Genomic DNA, 24,143 nt, shown 5'->3' on the forward strand with positions numbered 1-24,143 from the left:
TTACCTCTCCTCCCGGCCTACAGGCCCAATTCCGCTTTGAGTTCAAGCAGCGCGTCGCGAAGCTCCGCCGCACGTTCGAACTGCAGGCTCTTGGCCGCTTCCTTCATCTCCGCCTCCAGGCGCTGCAGCAGCGACTGACGCTCTTTCTTCGACATCTTGTCGACGCCGACGCCCGTCAGATAATCGCTCTTCTGCTCCGCCGCCTTTGTCGCTTCGATGATGTCATGCACTTTCTTGCGGATCGTCTGCGGCGTAACGCCATGCTCCTCGTTATACGCTTCCTGGATGGCGCGGCGGCGCTCCGTCTCGCCGATGGCGGTATTCATGGAATCCGTGTAGCGGTCCGCATACATGATAACCCGGCCCTCCGAGTTACGCGCCGCGCGGCCCATCGTTTGAATCAAGGACCGTTCGGAACGAAGGAAGCCTTCTTTGTCCGCGTCCAAGATGGCGACCAGCGATACCTCCGGCAAATCCAAGCCTTCCCGGAGCAAGTTGATCCCGACGAGCACGTGGAACGTCCCGATCCGCAAATCGCGCAAAATCGCCAACCGCTCCAGCGTCTTGATATCGGAATGCAGGTACCGCACCTTGATGCCGACATCCTTCAGATAATCCGTCAAATCCTCCGACATCTTCTTCGTCAGCGTCGTCACCAGGACGCGTTCGTCCTTGGCGATCCGGTCGCGGATCTCGACGAGCAGATCGTCGATTTGCCCCTTCGTCTTCCGCACTTCGACGATCGGATCGAGCAATCCGGTCGGACGAATGATCTGTTGAATCATGTCCGGGCAATGTTCCAGCTCGTATGGACCCGGCGTCGCCGATACGTAAATGGCCTGCTTCACTTTCTTCTCGAATTCCTCGAAGCGAAGCGGACGGTTATCCATGGCCGACGGCAACCGGAATCCATGCTCCACGAGCACTTCTTTCCGCGCCCGGTCGCCGTTGTACATGGCCCGGATTTGCGGAAGGGTGACATGGGATTCGTCGATGACGATCAGCATGTCGTCCGGAAAATAATCCATCAGTGTATACGGCGTCGCGCCGCGCTCGCGGAACGTCAGCGGTCCCGAATAGTTCTCGATCCCGCTGCAGAAGCCCATCTCCTGCATCATCTCGAGGTCGTACCGCGTCCGCTGCTCGAGTCGCTGCAGCTCCAAAAGCTTCCCTTGCTCGCGCAGCTCCGCCAGCCGATCTTCCAGTTCGCGTTCGATATTCTTGATCGCGACCTTCATCGTATCCTCGTGCGTGACGAAGTGAGAAGCCGGGAATATCGCGACGTGATCGCGCTCGCCGACGATCTCGCCGGTCAGCACGTCGATCTCGGTGATGCGCTCGATCTCGTCGCCGAACAGCTCGACGCGGATCGCGCGCTCGTTGTTCGCGACCGGAAAAATCTCGACGATGTCGCCGCGAACGCGGAACGTGCCGCGAATGAAGTTAATGTCGTTGCGCTGATATTGAATGTCGACGAGCTTATGAAGAATCGTGTCGCGCGGCTTCTCCATGCCTACCCGGAGGCTCAGAACCAGCTTCCCGTACTCGATCGGGGAACCGAGACCGTAGATGCAGGACACGCTCGCGACGATAATCACGTCGCGCCGCTCGAACAGGGAACTGGTCGCGGAGTGGCGCAGCTTGTCGATCTCGTCATTGATGCTGGAATCCTTCTCGATGAACGTATCGGAGGACGGGATGTAAGCTTCCGGTTGATAGTAGTCGTAATAGCTGACGAAATAGGAAACCGCGTTATCGGGGAAAAACTCCTTGAACTCGCTGCATAGCTGCGCCGCGAGCGTCTTGTTATGCGCGATGACGAGCGTGGGCCGGTTCAGCTTCGCGATGGTGTTCGCGATCGTATACGTCTTCCCCGTCCCGGTCGCGCCGAGCAGCGTCTGATGCATCGTACCGGCCTTTACCCCGGCCGTGAGATGCCGGATGGCTTCCGGCTGGTCGCCCTGCGGCGTATAATCCGATTTGAGCGAGAAGAGCCTGCCTTGTTCCTGCTGTTCAACCATAAGTTTGCTACACCCCGATCCTATGTCTTCTATGAAAAGGCCTATTAATTTGTATGCCCAATAAATGCAGGAAAAATAGACGGCCATGGTAAATTAAACGGTAATAGGATTCCGCAAACAAGCTCCCGCCGGAGAAATCCGTCGGCATAGCGAAATCTTACATAAGAATATGTGTTCCCATTCTTGCTTATTATACCGTTTTACCCCTTGCGATGCAATGCGCGGTTCATCTTTCCATAAGCGGCAATTGCCCCCTCGGGGCGTATGAAAAAAGCCCCGGCTTGCCGCGGATGCGACAAAGGCCGGGACTTTGCATGCTGCCGTTACAGCGAAGCCGACGTCGAACGGTTGCGGCTCTTCGCCGTGCGCTTGCGCAGCAAATCGAACAGCGAGGCCGGCGAAGCCGCGGCGTAAAAACCCGCTTGATCGTCCGGCGCGAGCACGACGCCGAGCTGGTGATGCTCGCCCGCGAAACGCGCGCGCTGCGCGAATTTGACATGACCCTCCAGATTGACCGCCTCGAGCTTGCAGAACGCCGAGTTGATGTGCAGCGCGGCATGCAGGTCTTCCTTCGACCGAACCGGTACGCCGTTCACCTTCTGGATGATCTCCCCCGCTTGCAGGCCCATGGCTTCCGCGGGCGTGCCCGGAATGACGGCCAAGATCCGCAATCCGCGATCATCGTTTACGTACAGCGGCATGTTCGCGTCTTCTTTGTAATAGCTGACGGCGACCAGCGCTTCATGCAGCAACAGCGCGCATAATGCTGCCGCCAACATGAACGGCGACCAGAAGGAAGCCGTCACGGCCGCTGCGCCGACAATGACGCCGTAGACCAACAGCGCCTTCGAGGAGCTTCGCGCTTTCGAGCCCGGAAGCATGGTCCGCGTCAGCTCCGTAAATCCGATCATCATCGGAAACCCGATCATCGTCACCCCGTGGCTCCACGCCGCGCCGCCGTCCAACAGCAGCTTCCACGGCAAGGTCACGTCCCCGCTCCCGGCGGCGGCGGGCACAAGCAGCAGCATCGGCACCGGCCAGTAACCCTGCAGCATGTAACCGCCGACTAGCTTGCCCCGCTTGCCCTCGAGGAAGAGCGGGCTCGCGAATCGCGCCCCCTGCCAACGGACCAGCAGCCCTTCCGCGATATGCATCAGCGCGACAAGCACGAGCAGCCCCGGTATGTCGAGTCCGCCGACGGACCGCGCAGCCGATCCGATCCAATCGCCCCGCGCGTCGAACGAAGTCCAGGCCAGTCCCCATTGAAGCAAGCCCAGCATTCCCGCGCTGTACGCGAAGCAAAGATAACGGACGCGCACGATCAAGAGCACGATGGCCGTTCCCCACAGCCAAAGCACCGCTTCCCCGTCGACCGTCACGCCTAGAAACAAGCCCGCGCAGGAGAGCAGCACGCCGACGATCAAACCCGCAAGCATCGTTCGCGCCAATTGATTCGGCCATGCATGAAGCCGTACATGAAACAATTTGCGTTCAAGCCGCGTTTGCCGAAAATATTGCAGCATGATGAGAAGCACGCCAATATAATAAAACGGAGACAGCAGCAATCCGAGAGCCGCCGATCCAGCCAGCCGAAGCAAATCCATAGCCGCTTCCAATCCCTTCATTCCCCGAATGTTCGTTCCCTGTTCCGACGCTATCGCAAATAAAAAAGAAGGCGGGTCCCGCATGCGGCGGAACTCCAACCTCCTTCTTATTCGACGCCGGCGCTTCGATCTCCTGCCGGATTAATTTGCCACGCCGAGCTTGCCTTTGAGCACGCTGACGGCCTTCTGCAGCTGAGTGTCGCTGCTCTCGTCGCGAATCTTCGCGATGAGCTGCTCCTCCACCTTCTCGGCCGTCGCTTTATCCGCGCTGCCCGTCACCGGAAGTCCGGCTTTCAGCTGGAACGCCTTGACGCTGCTGACCGTCGCCGCACTATAATAGCCGTCCTTGCGGTCGACCTTGTAACCGAGCCCGGCCAGCATGATCTGGAGGCTCTTCGTGTTTTCGTCGATCGTATTCGGCACCAGGGTCTTCTCCTTGGACATGCGCGCCGCGGTATAGTAATCCGGCGGCTGCACGGCGACGTCCGGCTTCAGGCCTTTCTCGTGCACCCAGTTGCCGAGCGGCGTCAGCCATTTGGCGATCGTCATCTTGATCAGGCTGCCGTCGGCCAGCTGTTTGTCGTAGCTGACCTGCACCGTGCCTTTGCCGAAGGACGTCTCGCCGATAAGCACGGCATGCGCTTCTTCCTTGAGCGCGCCGGCCAGCACTTCGGAGGCGCTCGCGCTGCCTTTGTTCATGAGCACGGCGACGGGATAAGCCTTGCCGGTGCCGCTCGACACCGTTTTCTCCCGATGGCCGCTCTTATCCTCCACCTGGACGATGGGCTGCCCTTTCGGCACGAACGGCTGCGCGACGGACACGACGACCGGCAGCACGCCGCCGGGATTGCCCCGCACGTCGATGATGAGCGCCTTCATATGCTGCTTCTCCAGCTTGTCCAGTTCTTCCGCGAACCGGTCTCCCGTATTCAGCGAAAATTGGCGGATCTCGATGACGCCGATGCCGTCGTCGCGCAAATGGGCGTAGACGGTCTCGTAATCGATGTCGTCGCGCACGATCGTCAGCGACAGCGGCTGAGACATGCCCGCGCGCTGAATGACGAGCTTGACCTTGGAGCCTTTCGGTCCGCGAATCTTCGCCACGGCGTCATTGAGCGACAGGCCCGTAAGCTTCTCGCCGTTGACCGACACGAGGACGTCGTTCGGCAGCACGCCCGCCCGCTCCGCCGGCGATCCTTTGATCGCCGATTCCACGGTGATTTTGCCCTCTTTGATCTGAACGCCCGCTCCGATGCCCGTGAACGAGCCCTCGATCGTCTCGGAAAACTGCTTGGCCACCGTCTTCTGCATATACACCGAATAGGGATCGCCGAGCGCTTCCATCATCCCGTTGATCGCGCCGTCCATTACCTTCGTCCGGTCCACGTCGCGAAAATATTTCGTCTCGATCAAGCCGAGCACGGTATTCATTTTGCGGAGCTCCTTCTCGCTGAGCCCGTATTGTCCGGACGATTCCGATGACGCCGCCCTTGCCGCCGTCCCTTCGCTCCCGATCGCGACAAAGCGGTCCGCAACCGTTAGCGTGACCAGCACGGAAGCCGCCATCGTAAGCAAAATAAACGCCGCCACTGTTCGTCCTTTAAACTGCACGTCAACACCCCTTCATGAGCCGGCCCGTTCGGCCCGCAGCAATATTCCCAACTTTCCTAGTATATGACAAGCCGCACCCAATTATTTGCTCTCGGGTGCGGCGTTGTCTGTCGGCATGGAGCCTGTCGGCTCGGGCCCGTTATTTATTTCAAGTACGGCGCGGGATTAACGGCCTTCTGGTTCAAACGCACTTCGAAGTGGAGATGGTTGCCCGTCGACATGCCCGTGCTGCCGACTTCCGCGATTTTCTCGCCGCGCTTCACCTGCTGGCCCTTCTCCACCTTAATGCCGCCGTCGCGAATATGGCCGTATACGGTCCACAAACCGCCGCCGTGATCGATGATGACGCAGTTGCCGTAGTCGCTCCACCACTGGGCGACGATGACGACGCCGGATTCGGCCGCGTAGATCGGCGTGCCTTTCGCCACCGCCATGTCCATCCCGGTATGCAGCTTCTTCGCGCCGGTAATCGGATGAATGCGGTAGCCGAACGGCGAGCTCAGGTGCCAGCTTGCCTTAAGCGGCATGCCAAGCTTGCCGCCGGGGTTGTAATACACTTTGAGCGTGTTCTTCTTGGCTTCGAGGTCGGATACTTTCTTCGCCAGCTGGATCAGCAGATCTTCCTGATCCTCGCTGATCTCGTCAAGGTCGTCCGCTTGGCTCTTGTATTTCAGCACCATGACTTCCTTCTGCTTCTCCTTGTCCTTCAGGAGATCATGATAATCCGCAAGCTTGCCGTACATGGTCTTCACTTCGGCCAGCGATTTCTCGACCTCGAGCTTCTTCACTTCCACCAGCGCCTTATCCTGCTTGCGGCTGGCGAGAATGTCGCGGTCCTGACCCAGAATGGACGACAGCGAATCCATCCGATCGATGAAATCGCTGAAGCTCGTCGCGCTCAGCAGCACGTCCAGATAGGATACGACCCCGTTCGTGTACATGAGGCGAACGCGCGATTGCAGCAGCTTGTCCTGCGTCGCGAGGCGCGCTTCCGCGGCTTCGAGATCCGCTCCCGTCTGCTTGACCTGCGCTTCCTTGTCGTCGATCTGCGACTGAACGTCGTTCAACTGCCCGCCGACCTCGTTGATCTGGGAGACGATTTCATTGACGGACTTCGCCGTCTTGTCTTTCATCTGCAGGATGTATTCCTTGTCTTTGTCCGCCTGGTTGCGGTTATGCGTGGCCGCGCTCATTTCCTTGCGGACCTGCGCGAGCTGTTGATTGATTTTATCCAGTTGCGAGGAAGCCTCGCCCTTCGTCGGTTGAAAGATGTATCCCGCCAAAACGATGATCGCGAGAACCAGCAAACCCTTCTTCACGTTCACAGTCACCTACACTTTCAAATATTTCCGTACGGATAAGGTACTGCCCCAGATGCCGATCAGCATGCCGAGTCCGAGCGTGATCGCCGAAACGGTAAGGCCTGCGTCCTTCAATGTCACCAGCTTGATCATCATCAAGCCCAAATCGAACTGGGAGGCTTCGACCAGCTGCGAGTAGCCGAACAGCAGGGCGGCGATCGTAATGCCCGAGCCCAGTATGCCGATCAGCGCGCCTTCGATAAAGAACGGCCAGCGGATAAAGTTGTTGGTCGCGCCCACGAGTTTCATGATGCCGATCTCGCGGCGGCGTGCCAGAATCGTCATTTTGATCGTGTTGGAAATGAGGAACATCGCGGTCAAGCCGAGACCGGCGACGATGACAAGGCCGATGTTGCGGACGGCGTTCGTGATTTTGAACAACGTCTCGACCGTTCCTTTCCCGTACTTCACGCTTGAAAACGGCTTCGTCCCGTCCGCGCTGCCGATCGCGTCGATCTTCTTCGCGGCATACGCGATGTTCTGCGGATCGAAGACGTCGACCGTGAAGGAATCCGGCAGCGGGTTATTGGTCTTGTCGTAGCCTTCGAGCAGCTCCGTGCCGTCGGCGCCGATGCTTTTGCGCAGCTCCTCGAGCCCTTGCTCCTTGGAGACGAACGTCACCTGCTTCACTTCGGTGATGTTGCCGATCGCGGTCTTGAGCTCGTCGATCTTGGCTGCCGGCGTGTTCAACTGCAGATAGACCCGGATCTGAACCTGGCTTTCGATCTGGTCGGCCAGCTTGTTGACGTTCATCGCGAGCAGCAGGAAGACGCCGAGAATGAACAACGAAATCACGATGGAGCTGACGGAGGCAAAGGTCATCCACCCGTTGCGCACCACGTTCTTGACGCCTTCCCGGAAGTGGCGGAAGAGGGTGCTAAGCTTCATAGCCGTACTCTCCTCTCACTTCGTCGCGCACGACCGTGCCGTTCTCGATCGCGATGACGCGTTTGCGGAGCGTATTGACGATTTCTTTGTTGTGCGTAGCCATGACGATGGTCGTGCCGCGGAAATTGATCTCTTCCAGCAGGTTCATGATGCCCCACGAGGTCTCGGGATCCAGGTTCCCCGTCGGCTCGTCCGCCACGATGACGGACGGGTTGTTCACGATGGCGCGCGCGATGGCGACGCGCTGCTGCTCGCCCCCGGACAACTGCTGCGGCAGGCTGCCGTGCTTCCCGCGCAGGCCGACGAGCTCGAGCACCTCCATCGTTCTTTTCTTGATGATGCGTTTGGGCGCTTCGATGACTTCCATGGCGAAGGCGATATTTTCAAAGACCGTCAGCTTCGGCAGCAGCCGGTAATCCTGGAAGATCACGCCGATGTTGCGGCGCACGAACGGGATTTTGCGCGGCTTGAGCTTGCCGATATTGAATCCGTTGACGGAGATCTGCCCTTTGGTCGGAATTTCCTCGCGGTAGATCAGTTTCATGAACGTCGATTTTCCAGCCCCGGAAGGCCCTACCAGGTAAACGAATTCATTGCGTTCTATGAGAACGGAGACGCCGCGAAGCGCATGGGTGCCGTCTGCGTACGTTTTCCAAATGTCTTGAAGCTCGATCACGGTATCACATCCTGTAGATAGTCAGCTTAATCCTATTCGACAGAAGGATGCTAAATCCTCTACGAAAGTCCCACATTCTGCATTTTTTTAATTTTTCTCATGTTGGAATCAGGGGCGACGGGGTCACGAACGTAGATTTTTCGACAAACGTTCGGAATGAGAAACCCGTTGGCAAAAAACGGCTTGGACGTGCATATACATGAACGAAGCCCGCCCAAGGAGATGACGCGTATTGAAAACCAAACGGCTCCATCTGATCTGGACGCTGATCGTGCTTGGCTTGCTGCTGTTCTCCGCCGGCTGGGGCGGCATATGGGTGTATGCCTCGCAGCATATCTTGCCTAGGGAACTCTCCCTCACGATAGACGGCACGGGTGTCGGAAAAGGCCTCACCCCGCTAAAGAGCGGGGCCGCCGTCGATCTCGGCAGCCTGAACATAGCCGCCGCCAAGCAGAAGCTGAGCGAACGCAAGACCGCGCTGGAAAAGCTCCGTTTGACCGTTAGCGACGGTCCGGCGGGCACCAGGCAAAAGTCTTGGACGTTGGCCGAGCTGGGCTTGACCGTCGACACGAAGGCCGCGGAGGCGGCGATCGCCACGCTGGAGAACGGCAGCGTCATGGAACGCGCGAAGGCCCGCTGGCATTTCCCCGAGCAGTTGGTCATCGGCGTCAGCTGGAATCAGGCGAAATTCGCGAAGCAGATGAAGAGCCAGTGGGGGTATCTGAACGCCGGAGAGCCCAAGAACGCGAAACGAACGATTACGGCCGACGATAAAGTGGTCTACACGCCGCACAAAGACGTCCGCCATCTCGACGCGGACGCCATGTACAAGCAAGCGGTGAAGGCCGTGGAGCAAACGCTGGGACAAGATTGGAGCGCGGTCTTGAAGCCGATCTCCATGCCCGTCGCGCTCAAGGTCATCCACCCGGGCGTTACGCTCGACCGTTTGAAAGCCGAGGGCGTCGACCGGATGATCGCCTCCTTCTCGACGACCTACAGGACGAGCGGCGCCGGGCGCGCCTACAACGTGGGCGTGACCGCGCGCACGCTGAACGACTGGGTGCTGGCGCCGGGCGAAGTGTTCGATTACAGCAAGGTCGTGGCGGCCACGAACCAACGATACGGCTACCGCGCGGCGCCCGTCATCCTGAACGGCGAATTCGTGCAGGGCGTCGGCGGCGGCATCTGCCAAGTCTCCAGCACGCTGTACAACGCGGTGCTGCGGGCCGGGCTCGAGCTGGTCGAGCGACGCAACCATTCGCTGCCCGTCGCCTATCTCCCCCTTGGCCAGGATGCGACCTTCGCGGAGGGCGCCATTAATTTCCGATTCAAGAACACGACCGGCAAAACGCTCGTCATCCGCACCGAGGTGGCGGACCGGCAGGTGACCGTGAAGCTGTTCGGCACCATGCCGCAAAACGTCAACTACGCCATTTCGTCCAAGACCATTCGCACGATCTCGCCGACGGTCAAGGAAGTCGCGCGCGCCTCCCTGCATCCGGGTTCCCGCCTGCTGCTCACCCCCGGCAAAGCCGGCTACGTCGTCGAGACCTACCGTTCGAAGCTCGTGAACGGCAAGGTCGTCTCGACCGACCGGATCTCGCGGGATACCTATAAGGCGCAGCCGTCGGTGTACGCGATCGCGCCCGAACAATCTTCGCCGGGCGGCCAGCTGGACCATCAGAAGCCGTTGCTGGAAGACGGCGTGTCGGAGTAAACGATCGATCGTTGGCGCTAATCGATGCGATGCTGCTGTCGAGACCGTGCCGCATTTCGGGCAGTGCTGCGCGTCATCGGCTTATGCCATCGTCAGCCATTGTCATTCGAAACAACAAAAAGCCCCGCATGGGCCGACTTTTAAAGTCAGCACCATGCGGGGCTTTGTTCCATCCGCGCTTCCCGTTAGCGGCTGCGCTCCGCGTACTCCGCGACCCAAGCCGCGGTTCCCGCGAGTTCTACCTCCGCGCGGGCGATCGCTTCCGCGACCTGCGCCGTCGCCGTGCCGCCGTAGACGTTGCGGGCGTTCACGACGTTTTCCGGCTGCAGCACCGCGTAGATCCGGTCGTCGAACAACGAGGAGAACTGCTTGAATTCGTCCAGCGTCAGGTCGAGCAAATATTTGCCCTGCTGAATGCAATACAGCACCGTTTTGCCGATGACCTCATGCGCTTGGCGGAACGGCAGGCCTTTGCCCACGAGGAAGTCGGCGATGTCCGTCGCGTTGGAGAAGTCCTGATTGACGGCTTGGCGCATCCGGTCCTTGTTGACCTTCATCGTCGCGATCATCGGCGCGAACAGCTGAAGCGCGCCTTGCAGCGTGCGGACCGTATCGAACATGCCTTCCTTGTCTTCCTGCATGTCCTTGTTGTACGCGAGCGGCAGCGACTTGAGCACGGTCAGCAGGCCGACGAGATTGCCGTAGACGCGGCCCGTCTTGCCGCGGACAAGCTCCGGCACGTCCGGGTTCTTCTTCTGCGGCATGATGCTGCTGCCCGTGCAGAACGCATCGTCCAGTTCCACGAAATGGAACTCCGTGCTCGACCACAGGATGAGCTCTTCGCTCAGGCGCGACAGATGCATCATGATGATCGACGCCTGCGACAAGAATTCGAGGATGAAATCGCGGTCGCTTACCGCGTCCAGACTGTTCTCGTATACCCGGTCGAACTTCAACTGGCTCGCCACGAAATGGCGGTCGATCGGGAACGTCGTGCCCGCCAGCGCGCCGGCGCCGAGCGGCAGCATGTTCACGCGCTTGTAGCTGTCCTGCAGCCGTTCGATGTCGCGGCCGAACATGCTGACGTACGCCATCATATGATGCGCGAACAGGATCGGCTGCGCGCGCTGCAGATGCGTATAGCCCGGCAGGATCGTATCGAGGTTGGCCTTCGCCTGCGCGACGAGCGCCCCCTGGAGCTTCTGCAGCATGTCGACGAATTCGACGACGCGCTTGCGCAGGTACAAATGCATATCCGTCGCGACCTGGTCGTTGCGGCTGCGGCCCGTGTGCAGCTTGCCGCCCACCGGACCGACATCATCGATCAGCGTCTTCTCGATGTTCATATGAATGTCTTCGTCGGAGATCGAAAATTCGAGGTCGTTGCGCTTGATGCGCTGCAAAACGCGGTGCAGGCCGTCCTTGATCGTCTCCACGTCCGCGGCCGGCAGGATGCCCTGCTTGCCCAGCATGGTCACGTGCGCCACGCTGCCTTGAATATCTTCTTCCGCCAATTCTTTGTCGAACGTAATCGATGCCGTATATTCTTCAACCAGCTGGTCGGTTTTCTTCGTAAACCGGCCGCCCCATAATTTACTCACAAGCGGTGCACTCCTTTGTCGTTTCGTGCCGTGCTGCCGAACGACCCGGACCGGCATGGCGCGCCGGTCCGGGTCAGCTCGAAGGTTCGCGCGGACCGAGGGGTACGGCTATATGATTTCATTGGCCCGACTGCGCGGACCCCTTCAATTCCTTATTACGGCTTGCTTTGCTCCACGCCGGAGGAAACTTTCAGGCGAAGCGCGTTCAGGCGGATGAAGCCGGTCGCGTCCCCTTGGTCGTAGGCTTTGGACGGATCGGCTTCCATCGTCGCGATGTCCGGGTTGTACAGGCTGACGGGACTCTTCACGCCCGCGCCGATCACGTTGCCTTTGTACAGCTTGAGGCGGACGACGCCGGTGACGTTCTTCTGGCTTTCGAGCACGAGCGCTTGCAGCGCGAGCCGCTCGGGCGCGAACCAGAATCCGTTATAGACGAGCGAAGCGTATTTGGAAATCAGGGAATCGCGCAAATGCATGACGTCGCGGTCCATCGTGAGCGACTCCATCTTGCGGTGCGCGGCGAAGAGGATCGTGCCGCCCGGCGTCTCATATACGCCGCGGCTCTTCATGCCGACGAACCGGTTCTCGACCATGTCGACGCGTCCGATGCCGTGCTTGCCGCCCAGCTCGTTCAGCTTCTCCATGACCGCAAGCGGGCTCAGCTGCTCGCCGTTCACGGCGATGCAATTGCCGGCTTCGAATGTCAGCTCGACGTATTCGGATTGATCCGGCGCGTCCTCGGGCGCTACGGACAGAACGAACATGCCCTTGTTCTCGTCGCTGCTCGGATCGAACCACGGATCCTCCAGCACGCCGCTCTCGAAGCTGATATGGAGCAGGTTGCGGTCCATGGAGTACGGCTTCGCCGCGGATGCTTGTACCGGGATATTGTGCTTCTCGGCATACGCGATCATCTCGGCGCGGCCCGGGAACTGCTCGCGGAACTCCTCGATGCGCCATGGCGCGATCACGGCGATATCCGGCGCCAACGCGGCGGCCGTCAGCTCGAAGCGCACTTGGTCGTTGCCTTTGCCCGTCGCGCCGTGCGCGATGGCCGTCGCGCCTTCCGCGCGCGCGATGTCCACCATGCGCTTGGCGATCAGCGGACGCGCGATCGACGTGCCGAGCAGGTATTGGCCTTCATACAGCGCGCCGGATTGGAACATCGGATAGATGAAGTCTTGCGCGAATTCGTCGCGCAGGTCGTCGATGTAAACTTTGGACGCGCCGGTCGCGAGCGCTTTCGCTTCCAGGCCGTCGAGCTCGTCCTTCTGTCCGATGTCGGCGGTGAAGGCGATGATTTCCGCGTCGTAGGTTTCTTTGAGCCATTTTAGGATAACCGACGTGTCGAGACCGCCGGAGTAGGCCAGAACGATTTTTTCCTTTGCCATGAGTACGCTCCTTAAAGAATAATAATTTCGGGAAGTTCTACAGTGCATGCCCTGCGGGCGGAACGGATCTTCGCTCGCTGTTGTAATCGGATTTTTTATCATATAAAAGCTTAAGCGGTTAAAATCCGATTACACAGGCGAACACTTCGTTGCTGTGATTCCGTCCCGCCCTCCGGGCATTTCTTGATGAATTCCCGGAGGGAGCTGGGGCAGAAAGGCCAGAGCTTATGGCCAGCCAGTGCAAAGCCATAAGCTTAATCGAAAGACAAGTTCACCGGTAGAAGCTCTTGAACCGTGAACCATAACTCTGAACCTGAACATCTAACATTTAATATTTAACGCCGTTAACCCATGATGGCGGCCATGATGGCCTTTTGGGCGTGCAGGCGATTCTCCGCTTGGTCGAACACGATGGAGTGCTTGCCGTCGATGACGCCTTCGCTGACTTCTTCGCCGCGGTGCGCGGGCAGGCAGTGCATGAAGATGAAATCGCTCTTCGCGCGGCTCACGAGCGCTTCGTTGACTTGGTAGTTCGCAAACGCGAGCTCGCGTTCCTTTTGCTCCGCTTCGAAGCCCATGCTCGCCCACACGTCCGTGTACACGACGTCCGCGCTTTCGATCGCTTCGCGCGGATCGCGGCAGACGTGGATGCGCGCGCCCGTCTCGGCGGCGTATTCCTTGGTCATGCGGACGATATCCTCGTCCGGCTCGTAGCCTTCCGGCGTCGCCACCGACATGTGCATGCCGAGCTTCGCCGCGCCGATGAGCAGCGAGTGTACCATGTTGTTGCCGTCGCCGATGTAGGCGATCTTGATCCCTTCCAAACGGCCTTTGTGCTCCAGCACGGCTTGATAATCGGCCAGCACCTGGCACGGATGCGCCAGATCCGTAAGGCCGTTAATGACCGGCACCGTCGCGGCGCGGGCCAATTCGATGACCGTGCGGTGCGCGAACGTCCGGATCATCATGCCGTCCAGATAACGCGACAGCGTCTGCGCGGTATCGGATACCGTCTCGCCGCGACCGATCTGCAGGTCGTTGCGGCTCAGGAACAAGGCCTGGCCGCCGAGCTGGTACATGCCGACCTCGAACGACACGCGCGTGCGCGTGGACGACTTCTCGAAAATCATGCCGAGCGTCTTGCCTTTGAGCGGATGATGCGTTTCGCCCGCTTTCAATTTGCGTTTTAGTTCGATCGCGAGATCGATCAGGTAACGGATTTCATCGGGCGTATAATCGGTCAATTCTATAAAATCGCGGCCTTTCAAACTCACCGCGAGCTCTTCTTTCAAGAGTTGAGACATGGAAGCCTCTCCTTTCATTACAACTGCGCCGCAGCCGTTTGGTCCGCAAAAATCGAAGTCAGAATGCTTACCGCTTGGTCGACTTCCTCGCGCGACACGAGCAGGCTCGGCAGCAGGCGCACAACGTCGGGACCGGCCGTGATGACCAGCAGCCCGCGTTTCTGGCCTTCCGCGACGATCGGCGCCACGGGGCCGCTGCAACCAATGCCGACGAGCAAGCCTTTGCCGCGCACTTCCTTCACGAACGGATTGCCGGCCAGCTTGTCGCGCAGCTCGTTCATCAGGTACTCGCCCGTCTCCGCCGCGCGGCTCGCCGCGTTCTCGCTCAGCAGCGTCTCGATCGTCGCCTTCACGACGGCCGTCGCGATCGGCGTGCCGCCGAACGTCGAGCCGTGGCTGCCCGCCGAGAACGCCTCGGCCAGCTCGCCCTTCGCCAGCATTGCGCCGACCGGGAAGCCGCTTCCCAGCCCCTTCGCGAGCGTGAAAATATCCGGCTCGATGCCGTAATGCTCGAACGAGAACAGCTTGCCCGTGCGTCCCATCCCCGTCTGAATCTCGTCGAAGATCAGCAGGACGCCGCGCTTCTTGCACAGCTTCGACAGATGCTGCAAGTACGCCGGATCGACCGGCACGACGCCGCCCTCCGCCTGAATCGTCTCGATCATGACCGCCGCCGTCTTGTCCGTGATCGCCGCCTCCAGCGCGTCGACGTCATGCAGCGGAATATAACGGAAGCCTTCCGGCAGCGGCAGGAAGCCTTCCTTCACTTTCTCCTGGCCGGTCGCCGTCAGCGTCGCGAGCGTCCGTCCGTGGAACGATTGGGCAAACGTAAGAATCTCGTAGCGTCCGTTGCCCTTCACCTTCTGCTGGTAACGGCGCGCCAGCTTGATGGCCGCTTCGTTCGCTTCCGCGCCGGTGCTGCAGAAGAACACCGCGTCCGCGTGGCTGTTGTCCGTGAGCAGCTTCGCGGCCGCTTCTTGGTTCGGAATGTGGAACAAGTTCGAGACATGCCACAGCTCATCGAGCTGCTTCACGAGCGCGTCCTTCACCGGCTTCGGCGCATGGCCGAGATTCGTCACCGCGATACCGCACATGAAATCCAAATATTTGTTCCCTTGGTCGTCCCACAGCCAGCTGCCCTCGCCTTTCACCAAAGCGATCGGATATCTCGCGTATGTCGGGAACAGCGAGCTTCCCTCGTTTGCCGCCGCGATTTTGTTCAATTCGCTCATCTTACGTTCACCCTCTCAATGGAAATAAAATCGAAATGAAATCGAAATAAGTTGATTATTGCCGTACGATCCGCGTTCCGATGCCGCCTTCGAGCACGACCTTGCTCAGCACGCCGGGCAAGTCGCCGTTCACGATCACGACTTCCTTGACGTCGCCTTGAATGCACGCGATCGCCGCGCGAACCTTCGGGATCATGCCGCCGTAGATGTCGCCGCTCGCGATCATCGCTTCGATCTCTTCCACGGTCACGGACGGAAGCACCCGCTTCTCGCCGTCCACCGTCTTCAGGATGCCCGGCACGTCGGTCACGACGATCATCCGCTCCACGCCCAGATGGGATGCGACTGCACCTGCCGCCGTGTCGGCATTGATGTTGTACCGCTGCGCCGCCGCGTCGATGCCGATTGGGGCGATGACCGGGATATAGCCCATGCCCATGACGCCTTCGATGATCGCCGCGTTCACGTCCGTGACGTCGCCGACAAAGCCGATCTCGGCGGCGTTCGCCACCGGCTTCGCCTGAATGAGTTCCCCGTCCACGCCGGAGAGACCGAGCGCTTTCGCGCCGCTCTGCTGGATGCGGCGAACGATTTCCTTATTGATGCGCCCCGCCAGCACCATCTCCACGACGTCCAGCACCTCGTTGCTCGTCTTGCGCAGACCGCCGACGAACTCGCTCTCGATGCCGAGCTTGCCGAGCGTCTCCGAGATCGCCGGTCCGCCGCCGTGCACGATGACCGCTTTCACGCCCCGCGCCTGCAAGTCCCGCAAATCCTCGAAAAAAGAAGCCGGCAGCGCCGCCAGCGTGCTGCCGCCGCATTTCATGACAAACCGCGTATCCATGGTTGCTTCCGTTCCTCTCTGCCGATTAAGTCCGATACGCCGCATTGATGCGCACGTAATCGTAGGTCAAATCGCAGCCCCATGCCGTCGCATGGCCTTCGCCCATATGCAGGTCGACGTAGATGACGACCGTGTCGCCCTTCAGGTACGCCAGCGCCGCTTCTTCGTCGAAGGCTACCGGACGGGATTGCGCGAGCGTCACGATCTCGCCGAGCGCGATGTCGACCGTCTCCGGGTTGACCGGCACGCCTGCCCGCCCTACGGCCGCGATAATCCGGCCCCAGTTGGCGTCCGCGCCGAATACGGCTGATTTCACGAGCGACGAACCGATGACCGTCTTCGCGATCGCTTGCGCGGATGTCTGGTTCTCCGCCCCGCGCACCTGTACCTCGACCAACTTCGTCGCGCCTTCGCCGTCGCGCGCGATCGCTTTGGCCAGCGCTTCGCATACGTAACGAAGTCCTTCCGCGAACGCGGCGAGCTCCGGATGGCTCTCCGTGAGCTCGTCGTTGCCGGCAAATCCGCTCGCCATCGCGACCAGCATGTCGTTCGTGCTCGTATCGCCGTCCACCGTGATCATGTTGAACGTGAGGTCCGTTGCTTGACGCAGCAGCTTATGCAACGTCTCGCTGCCGATGGCCGCATCCGTCGTCACGAAGCCGAGCATCGTCGCCATGTTGGGATGGATCATGCCGCTGCCTTTGGAAGCGCCCGCGATATGTACGGTCCGGCCGTCTACGGTTACGGCGACGCATACTTCCTTCTTGACGAGGTCCGTCGTCAGAATCGCTTGGCAGAAGTCGTCCGCCGCTTCGTAGGAATCGCCCAATCGGGCCGGAAGCTCAGCGATGCCGCCGCGTATCCGGTCCATCTTCAACAGCTCGCCGATGACGCCCGTGGAGGCGACCGCTACCTGGTCCGCCGGCACGCCGATCGCGTCCGCGAACGCGCTGCGCATCTCGTACGCGTCGGCATCGCCCTGCTTGCCGGTGCATGCATTGGCGTTGCCGCTGTTGACGATCACGGCGCGCAGCTTGCCGCCCGCGCCGATGCTCTCGCGCGTGACGGCGATGGGCGCCGCCTGGAACACGTTCGTCGTGTACACGCCGGCCGCCGCCGCGGGTACGTCGCAGACGATGGCGCCGAGATCGTGGCGCGTCGTTTTCTTCAAGCCGCAGTGCAGGCCGGCGGCTTTAAAGCCTTTGGGGGTCGTGACCGAGCCGTTCGGCACGACCGTGTATGATGCGGATGCATTCCCCTGTCCCATTGTTCAATCGCTTCTCCTTTTGCGCGTAGTGGTTCTATGTTAAGGATACACCGGTACGAATCGAAGCCCCAGCGTCTCGTCCCAGCCCATCATCAGATTGAGGTTCTGTATGGCCTGCCCGGCGGCGCCCTTCACGAGATTGTCGATGACCGATACGATCGTGACGCGACCCGTGCGCGCATCGACGGCAAAGCCGATGTCGCAGTAATTCGAGCCTGATACTTCCTTGGTCGCCGGCCAGGTGCCGTCCTGACGGATGCGCACGAAATGGCGGCCTTCATAGTAATTACGGTAGAGCGAAATAAAATCTTCGTTGGTATAAGTGCCGGTCATGCTGGCGTACATCGTGCTCATGATCCCCCGCGTGATGGGAATCAGCTGCGTCGAGAAGGTCGTCACGATCTTGCGTCCCGACGCGTCCGTCAGCACCTGCTCGATTTCCGGAATATGCTGATGCTGGTTGAGCTTATACGCTTTGAAATTCTCGTTGATCTCCGCAAAATGATGCCCCAGGTTCACGCCGCGGCCCGCCCCGGAAACGCCGGATTTGGCATCGATGATGATCGAAGCCGGATCGATGAAGCCCGCCTTCACCGCAGGCACGAGACCGAGCAGCGTCGCCGTCGGATAGCAGCCCGGATTGGACACGAAGTCCGCTCCGCGCACGGACTCGCCGTATACTTCGCACAGCCCGAATACCGCCTTGTCCAGGTACTCCTGCTCGGCCGGCTGCTTCTTATACCACGTCTCGTAGTCCGAACGCTCCTTCAGCCGGTGGTCGCCGGACAGATCGATGACCTTCAAGCCTTCCGCCAGCAGCGAGGGGGCCAGCTTGGCCGCGATGCCCGAAGGAGTCGCGATGAACACGACATCCGCCTTGCTCTTGATCAGCGCAGGATCGACGTCGTCCAGCAGGTCGGTGCGAATTTCGGTTAAATGCGGATATCCTTCCGCGATCGGAGCGCCTGCGCTCGATGAGGATACGACCGACGTGACTTCCACTTGCGGATGACCCGCCAGAAGCCGGATCAGCTCTACGCCGCCGTAGCCGGTCGATCCGATAATCGCTGCTTTTACCACTGTGTTCATGTCCGTTCTCTCCCATCCTTATCCTTCCTAGTAATTCATTGTACACAAAGCGAAGGATCGTGGAAATAGCTTTTGTTCTGTATTATTATACATACGAATTCATATAAATACAACGATAAAATCGGTCGTTTTTAGGGCAAATTGAAGCCCTCGCCGAGCACTTCCGCCGTGTCGCTGATGATCACGAACGCGCTCGGATCCGTCGCCCTGACGAGGCTTTTCAGCTTCGAGACCTCCCCCCTGCCGACCACGACCATCAGCACCGTCCGCGCTTCTCCCGTATAGCCCCCGTGCCCGTCCAGTTTCGTCAGTCCGCGGTCCAAATCATGCAGCACGACCTGCGTAATCTCGTCCGGCCGCCCGGAAATAATGAAGGCGACCTTCGATATCGCGAGCCCCGTCTGCACGAAGTCGATCGTTTTGCTTGTCGCGAACAAGCCCACGAGCGCATACAGCGCATTCTCCGGCGCGATCAGGATGCCCGCGGCCGCGATCACCAAGCCGTCGAAAACCGGAACGGCCAATGCGAGGCGTATGTTGGTGAACTTGTGGAGCAGCTGCGCCGCCAGATCAAGGCCGCCCGTGGACGCTTTGCCGCGAAATACGAGCCCTAAGCCTGCCCCGACGCCGATCCCGCCGTAAATGGATGCCAGCATCGCGTTGTCCGTCAACGGTTTCCAATGCGACGTGAGCAGCACGAATAACGGCAGCACGAACGAGCCGAGCGCCGTCTTGAGCGCGAACCGCTTGCCGAGCAGCCAGAGGCCAAGCAGGAACAGGGGCACGTTCAGCGCCCACTGCGTATACGCAGGCGGAAAGCCCGTCTCGTAATTCACGAGTATCGAGATTCCCGAAACGCCGCCGGCCGCGATGCCGAGCGGAACGAGAAAGACATTGAAGCTGACGGCTATCAGAAAGGAGCCCGCCAGCAGGAATGCCACGCTAAGCATGGCTTCCGTCCTGGCATTCATGACGCGCGATTTTCGTTTACGGATCCGCTCGGCGCGAATGAGCTGTTTCGCGGCTGCGTCGAGCCGCTCCTTTCCCTGTTGCTTCGATTGCTGCCCTTCATCCGATTGATTGGCCATGACCGTATTCCGCCCCTTTATCGTCGCCGTTCTCATAAAAAAAGAGTTCCAACACTTATCAGTGTCGGAACTCTTTGCCTCGCCTATGCATGCCGCTCGCGCCTAATTCTCGTCGTGGCGGATCTTGCTGCGCAAGTAACCGTCGATGAAGATATCCAAATCGCCGTCCATGACCGCTCCGACATTACCGGTTTCCACCGAGGTCCGGTGATCCTTCACCATGCTGTACGGATGGAACACATAGGAGCGGATCTGGCTGCCCCATGCGATATCGGATTGCTCGCCGCGAATCTCCGCGAGATGCTTCTGCTGTTCTTCGATCTTGCGCTCGTAAAGCTTGGAACGCAGCATCTGCATCGCGCGCTCCCGGTTCTGGATCTGCGAACGCTGCGTTTGGCAGGACACCACGATGCCGGACGGGACGTGCGTAATCCGAATGGCCGACTCCGTCTTGTTGATGTGCTGTCCGCCGGCGCCGCTCGCCCGGTACGTATCCACCTTCAAATCCTCGCTGCGGATGTCGATCTCGATGTCGTCGTCGATCTCCGGCATGATATCGCAGGATACGAAGGACGTATGCCGGCGTCCCGAAGCATCGAACGGGGATATCCGCACGAGCCGGTGTACGCCTTTCTCGGCCTTCAGGTATCCATATGCATTGTACCCTTTGACGGAAATCGTGACGCTCTTGATGCCTGCCTCGTCCCCGGCCAAATAATCGAGCAGCTCCACTTTGAAGCCGTGCTTCTCGGCCCAGCGCGTGTACATCCGGTACAGCATCTGACCCCAGTCCTGCGACTCCGTGCCGCCGGCGCCGGGATGCAGTTCGAGAATGGCGTTGAGTTTGTCGTACGGTTCGTTCAGCAGCAGCTGCAGCTCGAACTCGCTCACTTTCGCCACGAGGTCCGAGACGCTCTTCTTCAGCTCCGCGTCCATGTCCTCGTCGTTTTCCTCTTCCGCCAGCTCCAGCATCGTCTGCAGGTCCTCGTGCTCGGCGCTCATCCGTTCGTATTGGTCCACGACGGATTTGACGGCATTGAGCTCGGCGATGGTGCTTTGCGCGCGCTCGTTGTCGTCCCAGAAATCGGGGGCGCTCATCTTTTCCTCGAAGTTCAAGATCATCTCTTGCTTAATATCTAAGTCAAAGAGACCCCCTGAGTTCTTGGAGACGCTTCGCCATTTCACGCAGATCTTGCTTCACCGTGATATCTAACATGACTATCGCTTCACCTCAACATTCGGTTCATTGCCCTTACTTTATGCGAAAGCCGGGCTTATTGTCCGTGGCATTGCTTGTATTTCTTGCCGCTGCCGCAAGGGCACGGGTCGTTGCGCTTCACGCGCTCATCCTTGCGGACCGGGCGTTTCTGCGCGTTCTCGCTGCTGCCGCCGGATTCCGTTTGGCCCTTGGCCACCTCTTGGCGCTCCAGATTGTTCTCGACATGCGCCTTCATGATGTATTTCGTGACTTCCTCTTGAATGTTCTCGATCATTTCCTTGAACATCTCGAAGCCCTCGAATTGATATTCGCGCAGCGGATCCGTGCCGCCGTAGGCGCGAAGGTGAATCCCTTGACGCAATTGATCCATCGCGTCGATATGATCCATCCACTTGCTGTCTACCGCGCGCAGCACGACGACCTTCTCGAATTCGCGCATCGTTTCGGTGCCGATTTCCACTTCGCGCTGATCGTACAGGCCGATGACGCTCTCGTAGAGGAAATCAATGATTTCCTGCGGCTCCTTGCCCCACAGGTCATCCTTCGTGAGCATGCCCTCGTTCAGGAAATTGCCTTCGGCGTAATCGACGATCTCTTGCAGCTCCCAGTTCTCCGGAATGTCGTCGGACGGGCAATGCGCTTGCACGATCTTCGTGATGATCGGCTTGATCATCTCCAGGACGATCTCGCGGATGTTCTCGGAGAACAAGACTTCGCGGCGCTGCTTGTAAATGATCTCCCGCTGCTGGTTCATGACGTCGTCGTATTGCAGGACGATTTTACGCTGATCGAAGTTGTTGCCCTCGACCCGCTTCTGGGCCGATTCGATGGCACGCGAGATCAGACGGCTCTCGATCGGTTGGTCTTCCTCGAAACCGAGGCGCTCCATCATGCCCATGATGTTCTCCGAGCCGAAACGGCGCATGAGGTCATCCTCGAGGGACAGGTAGAACTGCGACGAGCCCGGGTCGCCTTGACGTCCGGCACGACCGCGGAGCTGGTTATCGATCCGGCGGCTCTCATGGCGCTCCGTACCGATGATGTGCAAACCGCCGATCCCGTCGACGCCGGTCTCGAGCAAAATATCCGTACCGCGGCCGGCCATGTTCGTCGCGATCGTCACCGAGTTCGACTGACCCGCGCGCGAGATGATTTCCGCTTCCTCGGCATGGTACTTTGCGTTCAAAACCTTATGCTCGATACCGCGTTTCTTCAATAACTCGGACAGCTTCTCGGAGTTCTCGATGGAAACCGTACCGACCAGCACCGGCTGCCTGTTCGCATGGCGCTTGACGATCTCCTCGACGACGGCCTTGAACTTGCCGTTCTCCGTCTTGTAGACGACGTCCGCGATATCGTCCCGGATGTTCTTCCGGTTCGTCGGCACTTGAATGACTTCCAGGCCGTAAATTTTCTTGAATTCTTCTTCCTCCGTCTTCGCCGTACCGGTCATGCCGGCCAGCTTGCGGTACATCCGGAAGTAGTTCTGGAACGTGATCGTCGCGAGCGTCATGCTCTCGTTCTGCACCTTGATCTGCTCTTTCGCCTCGATCGCTTGGTGCAGCCCGTCGCTGTAACGGCGGCCTGCCATCAAACGGCCCGTAAATTCGTCGACGATGACGACTTCGTCTTCCTGCACGACATAGTCTACGTCGCGCTTCATGATGACATGCGCCTTGAGCGCCTGTTGGATATGATGATTGATGAGCACGTTCGCATGGTCGTACAAGTTCTCGATGCCGAACGCTTTCTCGGCTTTCTCGACGCCCGCTTCCGTCATCGTGACGGTGCGCAGCTTGATGTCAACCGTGAAGTCGTCTTCTTCTTTCATCCGCTGCACGAAACGGTCTGCCGCGAAGTACATTTCGGTCGACTTCGCCGCTTGGCCGGAAATGATGAGCGGGGTACGCGCTTCATCGACGAGAATGGAGTCCACTTCGTCAATGATCGCGAAATAAAGCGGGCGTTGTACCATTTGTTCCTTATACAACACCATATTGTCGCGCAGGTAGTCGAAGCCGAATTCGTTGTTCGTGCCATATGTGATGTCGCATGCGTACGCCGCTTGCTTCTCGTCATGCGAGAGGCCGTGCAGGTTGCAGCCGACGGTCATGCCTAGAAACGTATACACTTGGCCCATTTGTTCGCTGTCGCGCATCGCGAGGTAATCGTTGACGGTGACGACATGAACGCCTTTGCCGAGGAGCGCGTTCAGATAAACGGCCAGCGTTCCTACCAGCGTTTTACCTTCACCGGTTTTCATCTCGGCGATTTGCCCTTCATGCAGCACCATCCCGCCGATCAGCTGCACGTCGTAGTGCCGCTTGTCCAGCACGCGTTTGGATGCTTCTCTTACAACGGCGAACGCCTCCGGGAGCAGCGCGTCGATATCCTCTCCTTGTTCCAGACGGGCTCTGAACTCCACCGTCTTTTCTCGAAGAGCCTCGTCCGAAAGCTGAGCGATCTGCGCCTCCAAGCCATTGATTTCCTCTACCGTACGCATAAGACGCTTAATCTCACGTTCGTTGGCGTCTCCGAATAATTTCTTTACAAGTCCGAGCATGGTCTTCCCCTTTCGATGTTACGCCTGTTTGCATAAATTGTAACAGTTTGCGGCTGTTCCCGCAATGTTAGTGGCCCGGGAGCATGGGTGATTTCCTGCATTTACATAGTTATCGGAGAACAAAAAAAACTTGGCTTCTGTAATTGATTACAGAAGCCAAGGAGCTGCGACTTACATGATACCGATCTTACTCGGCAATGTACTCTTTAATTACAACCGTGCTCTCTGCTTTGTTAGCTTTCGTAATCGTGACGTACACTTTGCCGGCACCGACGGAAAGCTGTTCGATGGATACATTTACGGATGTTTTTCCGCTCGCGACCGTCGCCGTACCGATAGCCGTACCGCCCTTCGCGGCATCATACACGGTTACGACATCGCCTGCGGCCAAACCGGTCACTCTAACGATATCGTCTTCGCCGTCGTTATTAAGCACCACGATATTGGCAGCCAATGCGGGAGCGCTAATTTCCGTATCGTACGTTTTCGCCGTTCTTGCGCTCTCCAGCTTGTCTTCGCTCTTCACGCTCACGTAAACCGTTCCTGCAGCCGCACCGATTTGTTCAATCGTGACCGTTGCGGAAGTGGCATCGGCAGCTACCGTTGCCGTGCCGATGGCCGTGCCGCCCGTTGCTACGCTGTACACGTTCACGATGTCGCCTTCTAC

18 protein-coding genes are annotated in these 24,143 nt (G+C 59.1%); 1 reads left to right on the plus strand and 17 read right to left on the minus strand.

Annotation, left to right across the window (positions count from 1 at the left end; translation table 11 throughout):
- Window positions 1–17 precede the first annotated feature (17 nt).
- The 6 genes from uvrB to ftsE all read right to left on the minus strand — a co-directional run bounded on the left by uvrB (window position 18) and on the right by ftsE (window position 8,161).
- The gene (gene uvrB / locus AC50YL_RS35625) at window positions 18–2,021 is read right to left on the minus strand and encodes an excinuclease ABC subunit UvrB (RefSeq protein WP_494838129.1); all 2,004 of its coding nucleotides are present in this window, start codon (window positions 2,019–2,021) and stop codon (window positions 18–20) included.
- A 323-nt stretch (window positions 2,022–2,344) separates the two neighbouring features.
- Complete coding sequence (locus AC50YL_RS35630; protein WP_494838130.1) at window positions 2,345–3,646, minus strand: PDZ domain-containing protein; 1,302 nt, start codon at window positions 3,644–3,646, stop codon at window positions 2,345–2,347.
- Window positions 3,647–3,766: 120 nt separating this feature from the next.
- Window positions 3,767–5,236 carry a S41 family peptidase gene (locus AC50YL_RS35635; protein ID WP_494838131.1) on the minus strand — a complete coding sequence of 490 codons (1,470 nt, stop codon included), beginning with the start codon at window positions 5,234–5,236 and terminating at the stop codon, window positions 3,767–3,769.
- A 143-nt stretch (window positions 5,237–5,379) separates the two neighbouring features.
- Window positions 5,380–6,555 (minus strand): murein hydrolase activator EnvC family protein, encoded by a 1,176-nt coding sequence (locus AC50YL_RS35640; protein ID WP_494838133.1) that lies wholly within the window; start codon window positions 6,553–6,555, stop codon window positions 5,380–5,382.
- Window positions 6,556–6,567: 12 nt separating this feature from the next.
- Entirely contained in the window at window positions 6,568–7,485 is a 918-nt protein-coding gene (gene ftsX / locus AC50YL_RS35645) for a permease-like cell division protein FtsX (protein ID WP_494838134.1), read from the minus strand.
- Window positions 7,475–8,161, minus strand: coding sequence for a cell division ATP-binding protein FtsE (ftsE, locus tag AC50YL_RS35650; protein ID WP_494838136.1), 687 nt, complete (start codon window positions 8,159–8,161; stop codon window positions 7,475–7,477). The genes ftsX and ftsE overlap by 11 nt, the downstream gene beginning before the upstream one ends.
- A gap of 232 nt (window positions 8,162–8,393) precedes the next feature.
- Between ftsE and AC50YL_RS35655 the strand changes: the two genes are divergently transcribed.
- Window positions 8,394–9,878: a VanW family protein gene (locus AC50YL_RS35655; protein ID WP_494838137.1), complete on the plus strand. Its 1,485-nt coding sequence runs from the start codon at window positions 8,394–8,396 to the stop codon at window positions 9,876–9,878.
- A gap of 185 nt (window positions 9,879–10,063) precedes the next feature.
- On the opposite strand, the gene argH is transcribed toward AC50YL_RS35655, so the two are convergent.
- The 11 genes from argH to AC50YL_RS35710 form a co-directional block, all read right to left on the minus strand.
- Window positions 10,064–11,479 (minus strand): argininosuccinate lyase, encoded by a 1,416-nt coding sequence (argH, locus tag AC50YL_RS35660; RefSeq protein ID WP_494838139.1) that lies wholly within the window; start codon window positions 11,477–11,479, stop codon window positions 10,064–10,066.
- Between the two features lie 155 nt (window positions 11,480–11,634).
- Complete coding sequence (locus AC50YL_RS35665; protein ID WP_494838141.1) at window positions 11,635–12,870, minus strand: argininosuccinate synthase; 1,236 nt, start codon at window positions 12,868–12,870, stop codon at window positions 11,635–11,637.
- 344 nt (window positions 12,871–13,214) lie between these two features.
- Window positions 13,215–14,174, minus strand: a complete 960-nt coding sequence (argF, locus tag AC50YL_RS35670; RefSeq protein ID WP_494838143.1) for an ornithine carbamoyltransferase — start codon at window positions 14,172–14,174, stop codon at window positions 13,215–13,217.
- Between the two features lie 17 nt (window positions 14,175–14,191).
- The gene (gene argD, locus AC50YL_RS35675; RefSeq protein ID WP_494838144.1) at window positions 14,192–15,406 is read right to left on the minus strand and encodes an acetylornithine transaminase; all 1,215 of its coding nucleotides are present in this window, start codon (window positions 15,404–15,406) and stop codon (window positions 14,192–14,194) included.
- A 55-nt stretch (window positions 15,407–15,461) separates the two neighbouring features.
- The gene (gene argB, locus AC50YL_RS35680) at window positions 15,462–16,250 is read right to left on the minus strand and encodes an acetylglutamate kinase (RefSeq protein WP_494838145.1); all 789 of its coding nucleotides are present in this window, start codon (window positions 16,248–16,250) and stop codon (window positions 15,462–15,464) included.
- 25 nt (window positions 16,251–16,275) lie between these two features.
- Window positions 16,276–17,517, minus strand: a complete 1,242-nt coding sequence (gene argJ / locus AC50YL_RS35685) for a bifunctional ornithine acetyltransferase/N-acetylglutamate synthase (RefSeq protein ID WP_494838146.1) — start codon at window positions 17,515–17,517, stop codon at window positions 16,276–16,278.
- A gap of 39 nt (window positions 17,518–17,556) precedes the next feature.
- Entirely contained in the window at window positions 17,557–18,606 is a 1,050-nt protein-coding gene (gene argC, locus AC50YL_RS35690; RefSeq protein ID WP_494838147.1) for an N-acetyl-gamma-glutamyl-phosphate reductase, read from the minus strand.
- Window positions 18,607–18,737: 131 nt separating this feature from the next.
- Entirely contained in the window at window positions 18,738–19,577 is an 840-nt protein-coding gene (locus AC50YL_RS35695) for a YitT family protein (RefSeq protein WP_494838152.1), read from the minus strand.
- Between the two features lie 219 nt (window positions 19,578–19,796).
- Window positions 19,797–20,910 (minus strand): peptide chain release factor 2 gene (prfB, locus tag AC50YL_RS35700; RefSeq protein WP_494838148.1). Its coding sequence is split into 2 segments (ribosomal slippage): window positions 19,797–20,837 and window positions 20,839–20,910, totalling 1,113 coding nucleotides; the frame shifts between segments, so codons are not numbered across the junction.
- A 58-nt stretch (window positions 20,911–20,968) separates the two neighbouring features.
- Window positions 20,969–23,476, minus strand: coding sequence for a preprotein translocase subunit SecA (gene secA / locus AC50YL_RS35705; protein ID WP_494838150.1), 2,508 nt, complete (start codon window positions 23,474–23,476; stop codon window positions 20,969–20,971).
- Window positions 23,477–23,663: 187 nt separating this feature from the next.
- The coding region (locus tag AC50YL_RS35710) for an IMP dehydrogenase (protein ID WP_494838151.1) at window positions 23,664–24,143 on the minus strand (480 nt) is incomplete at its 5' end.

The organism is Paenibacillus sp. J22P277 (assembly GCF_059383675.1).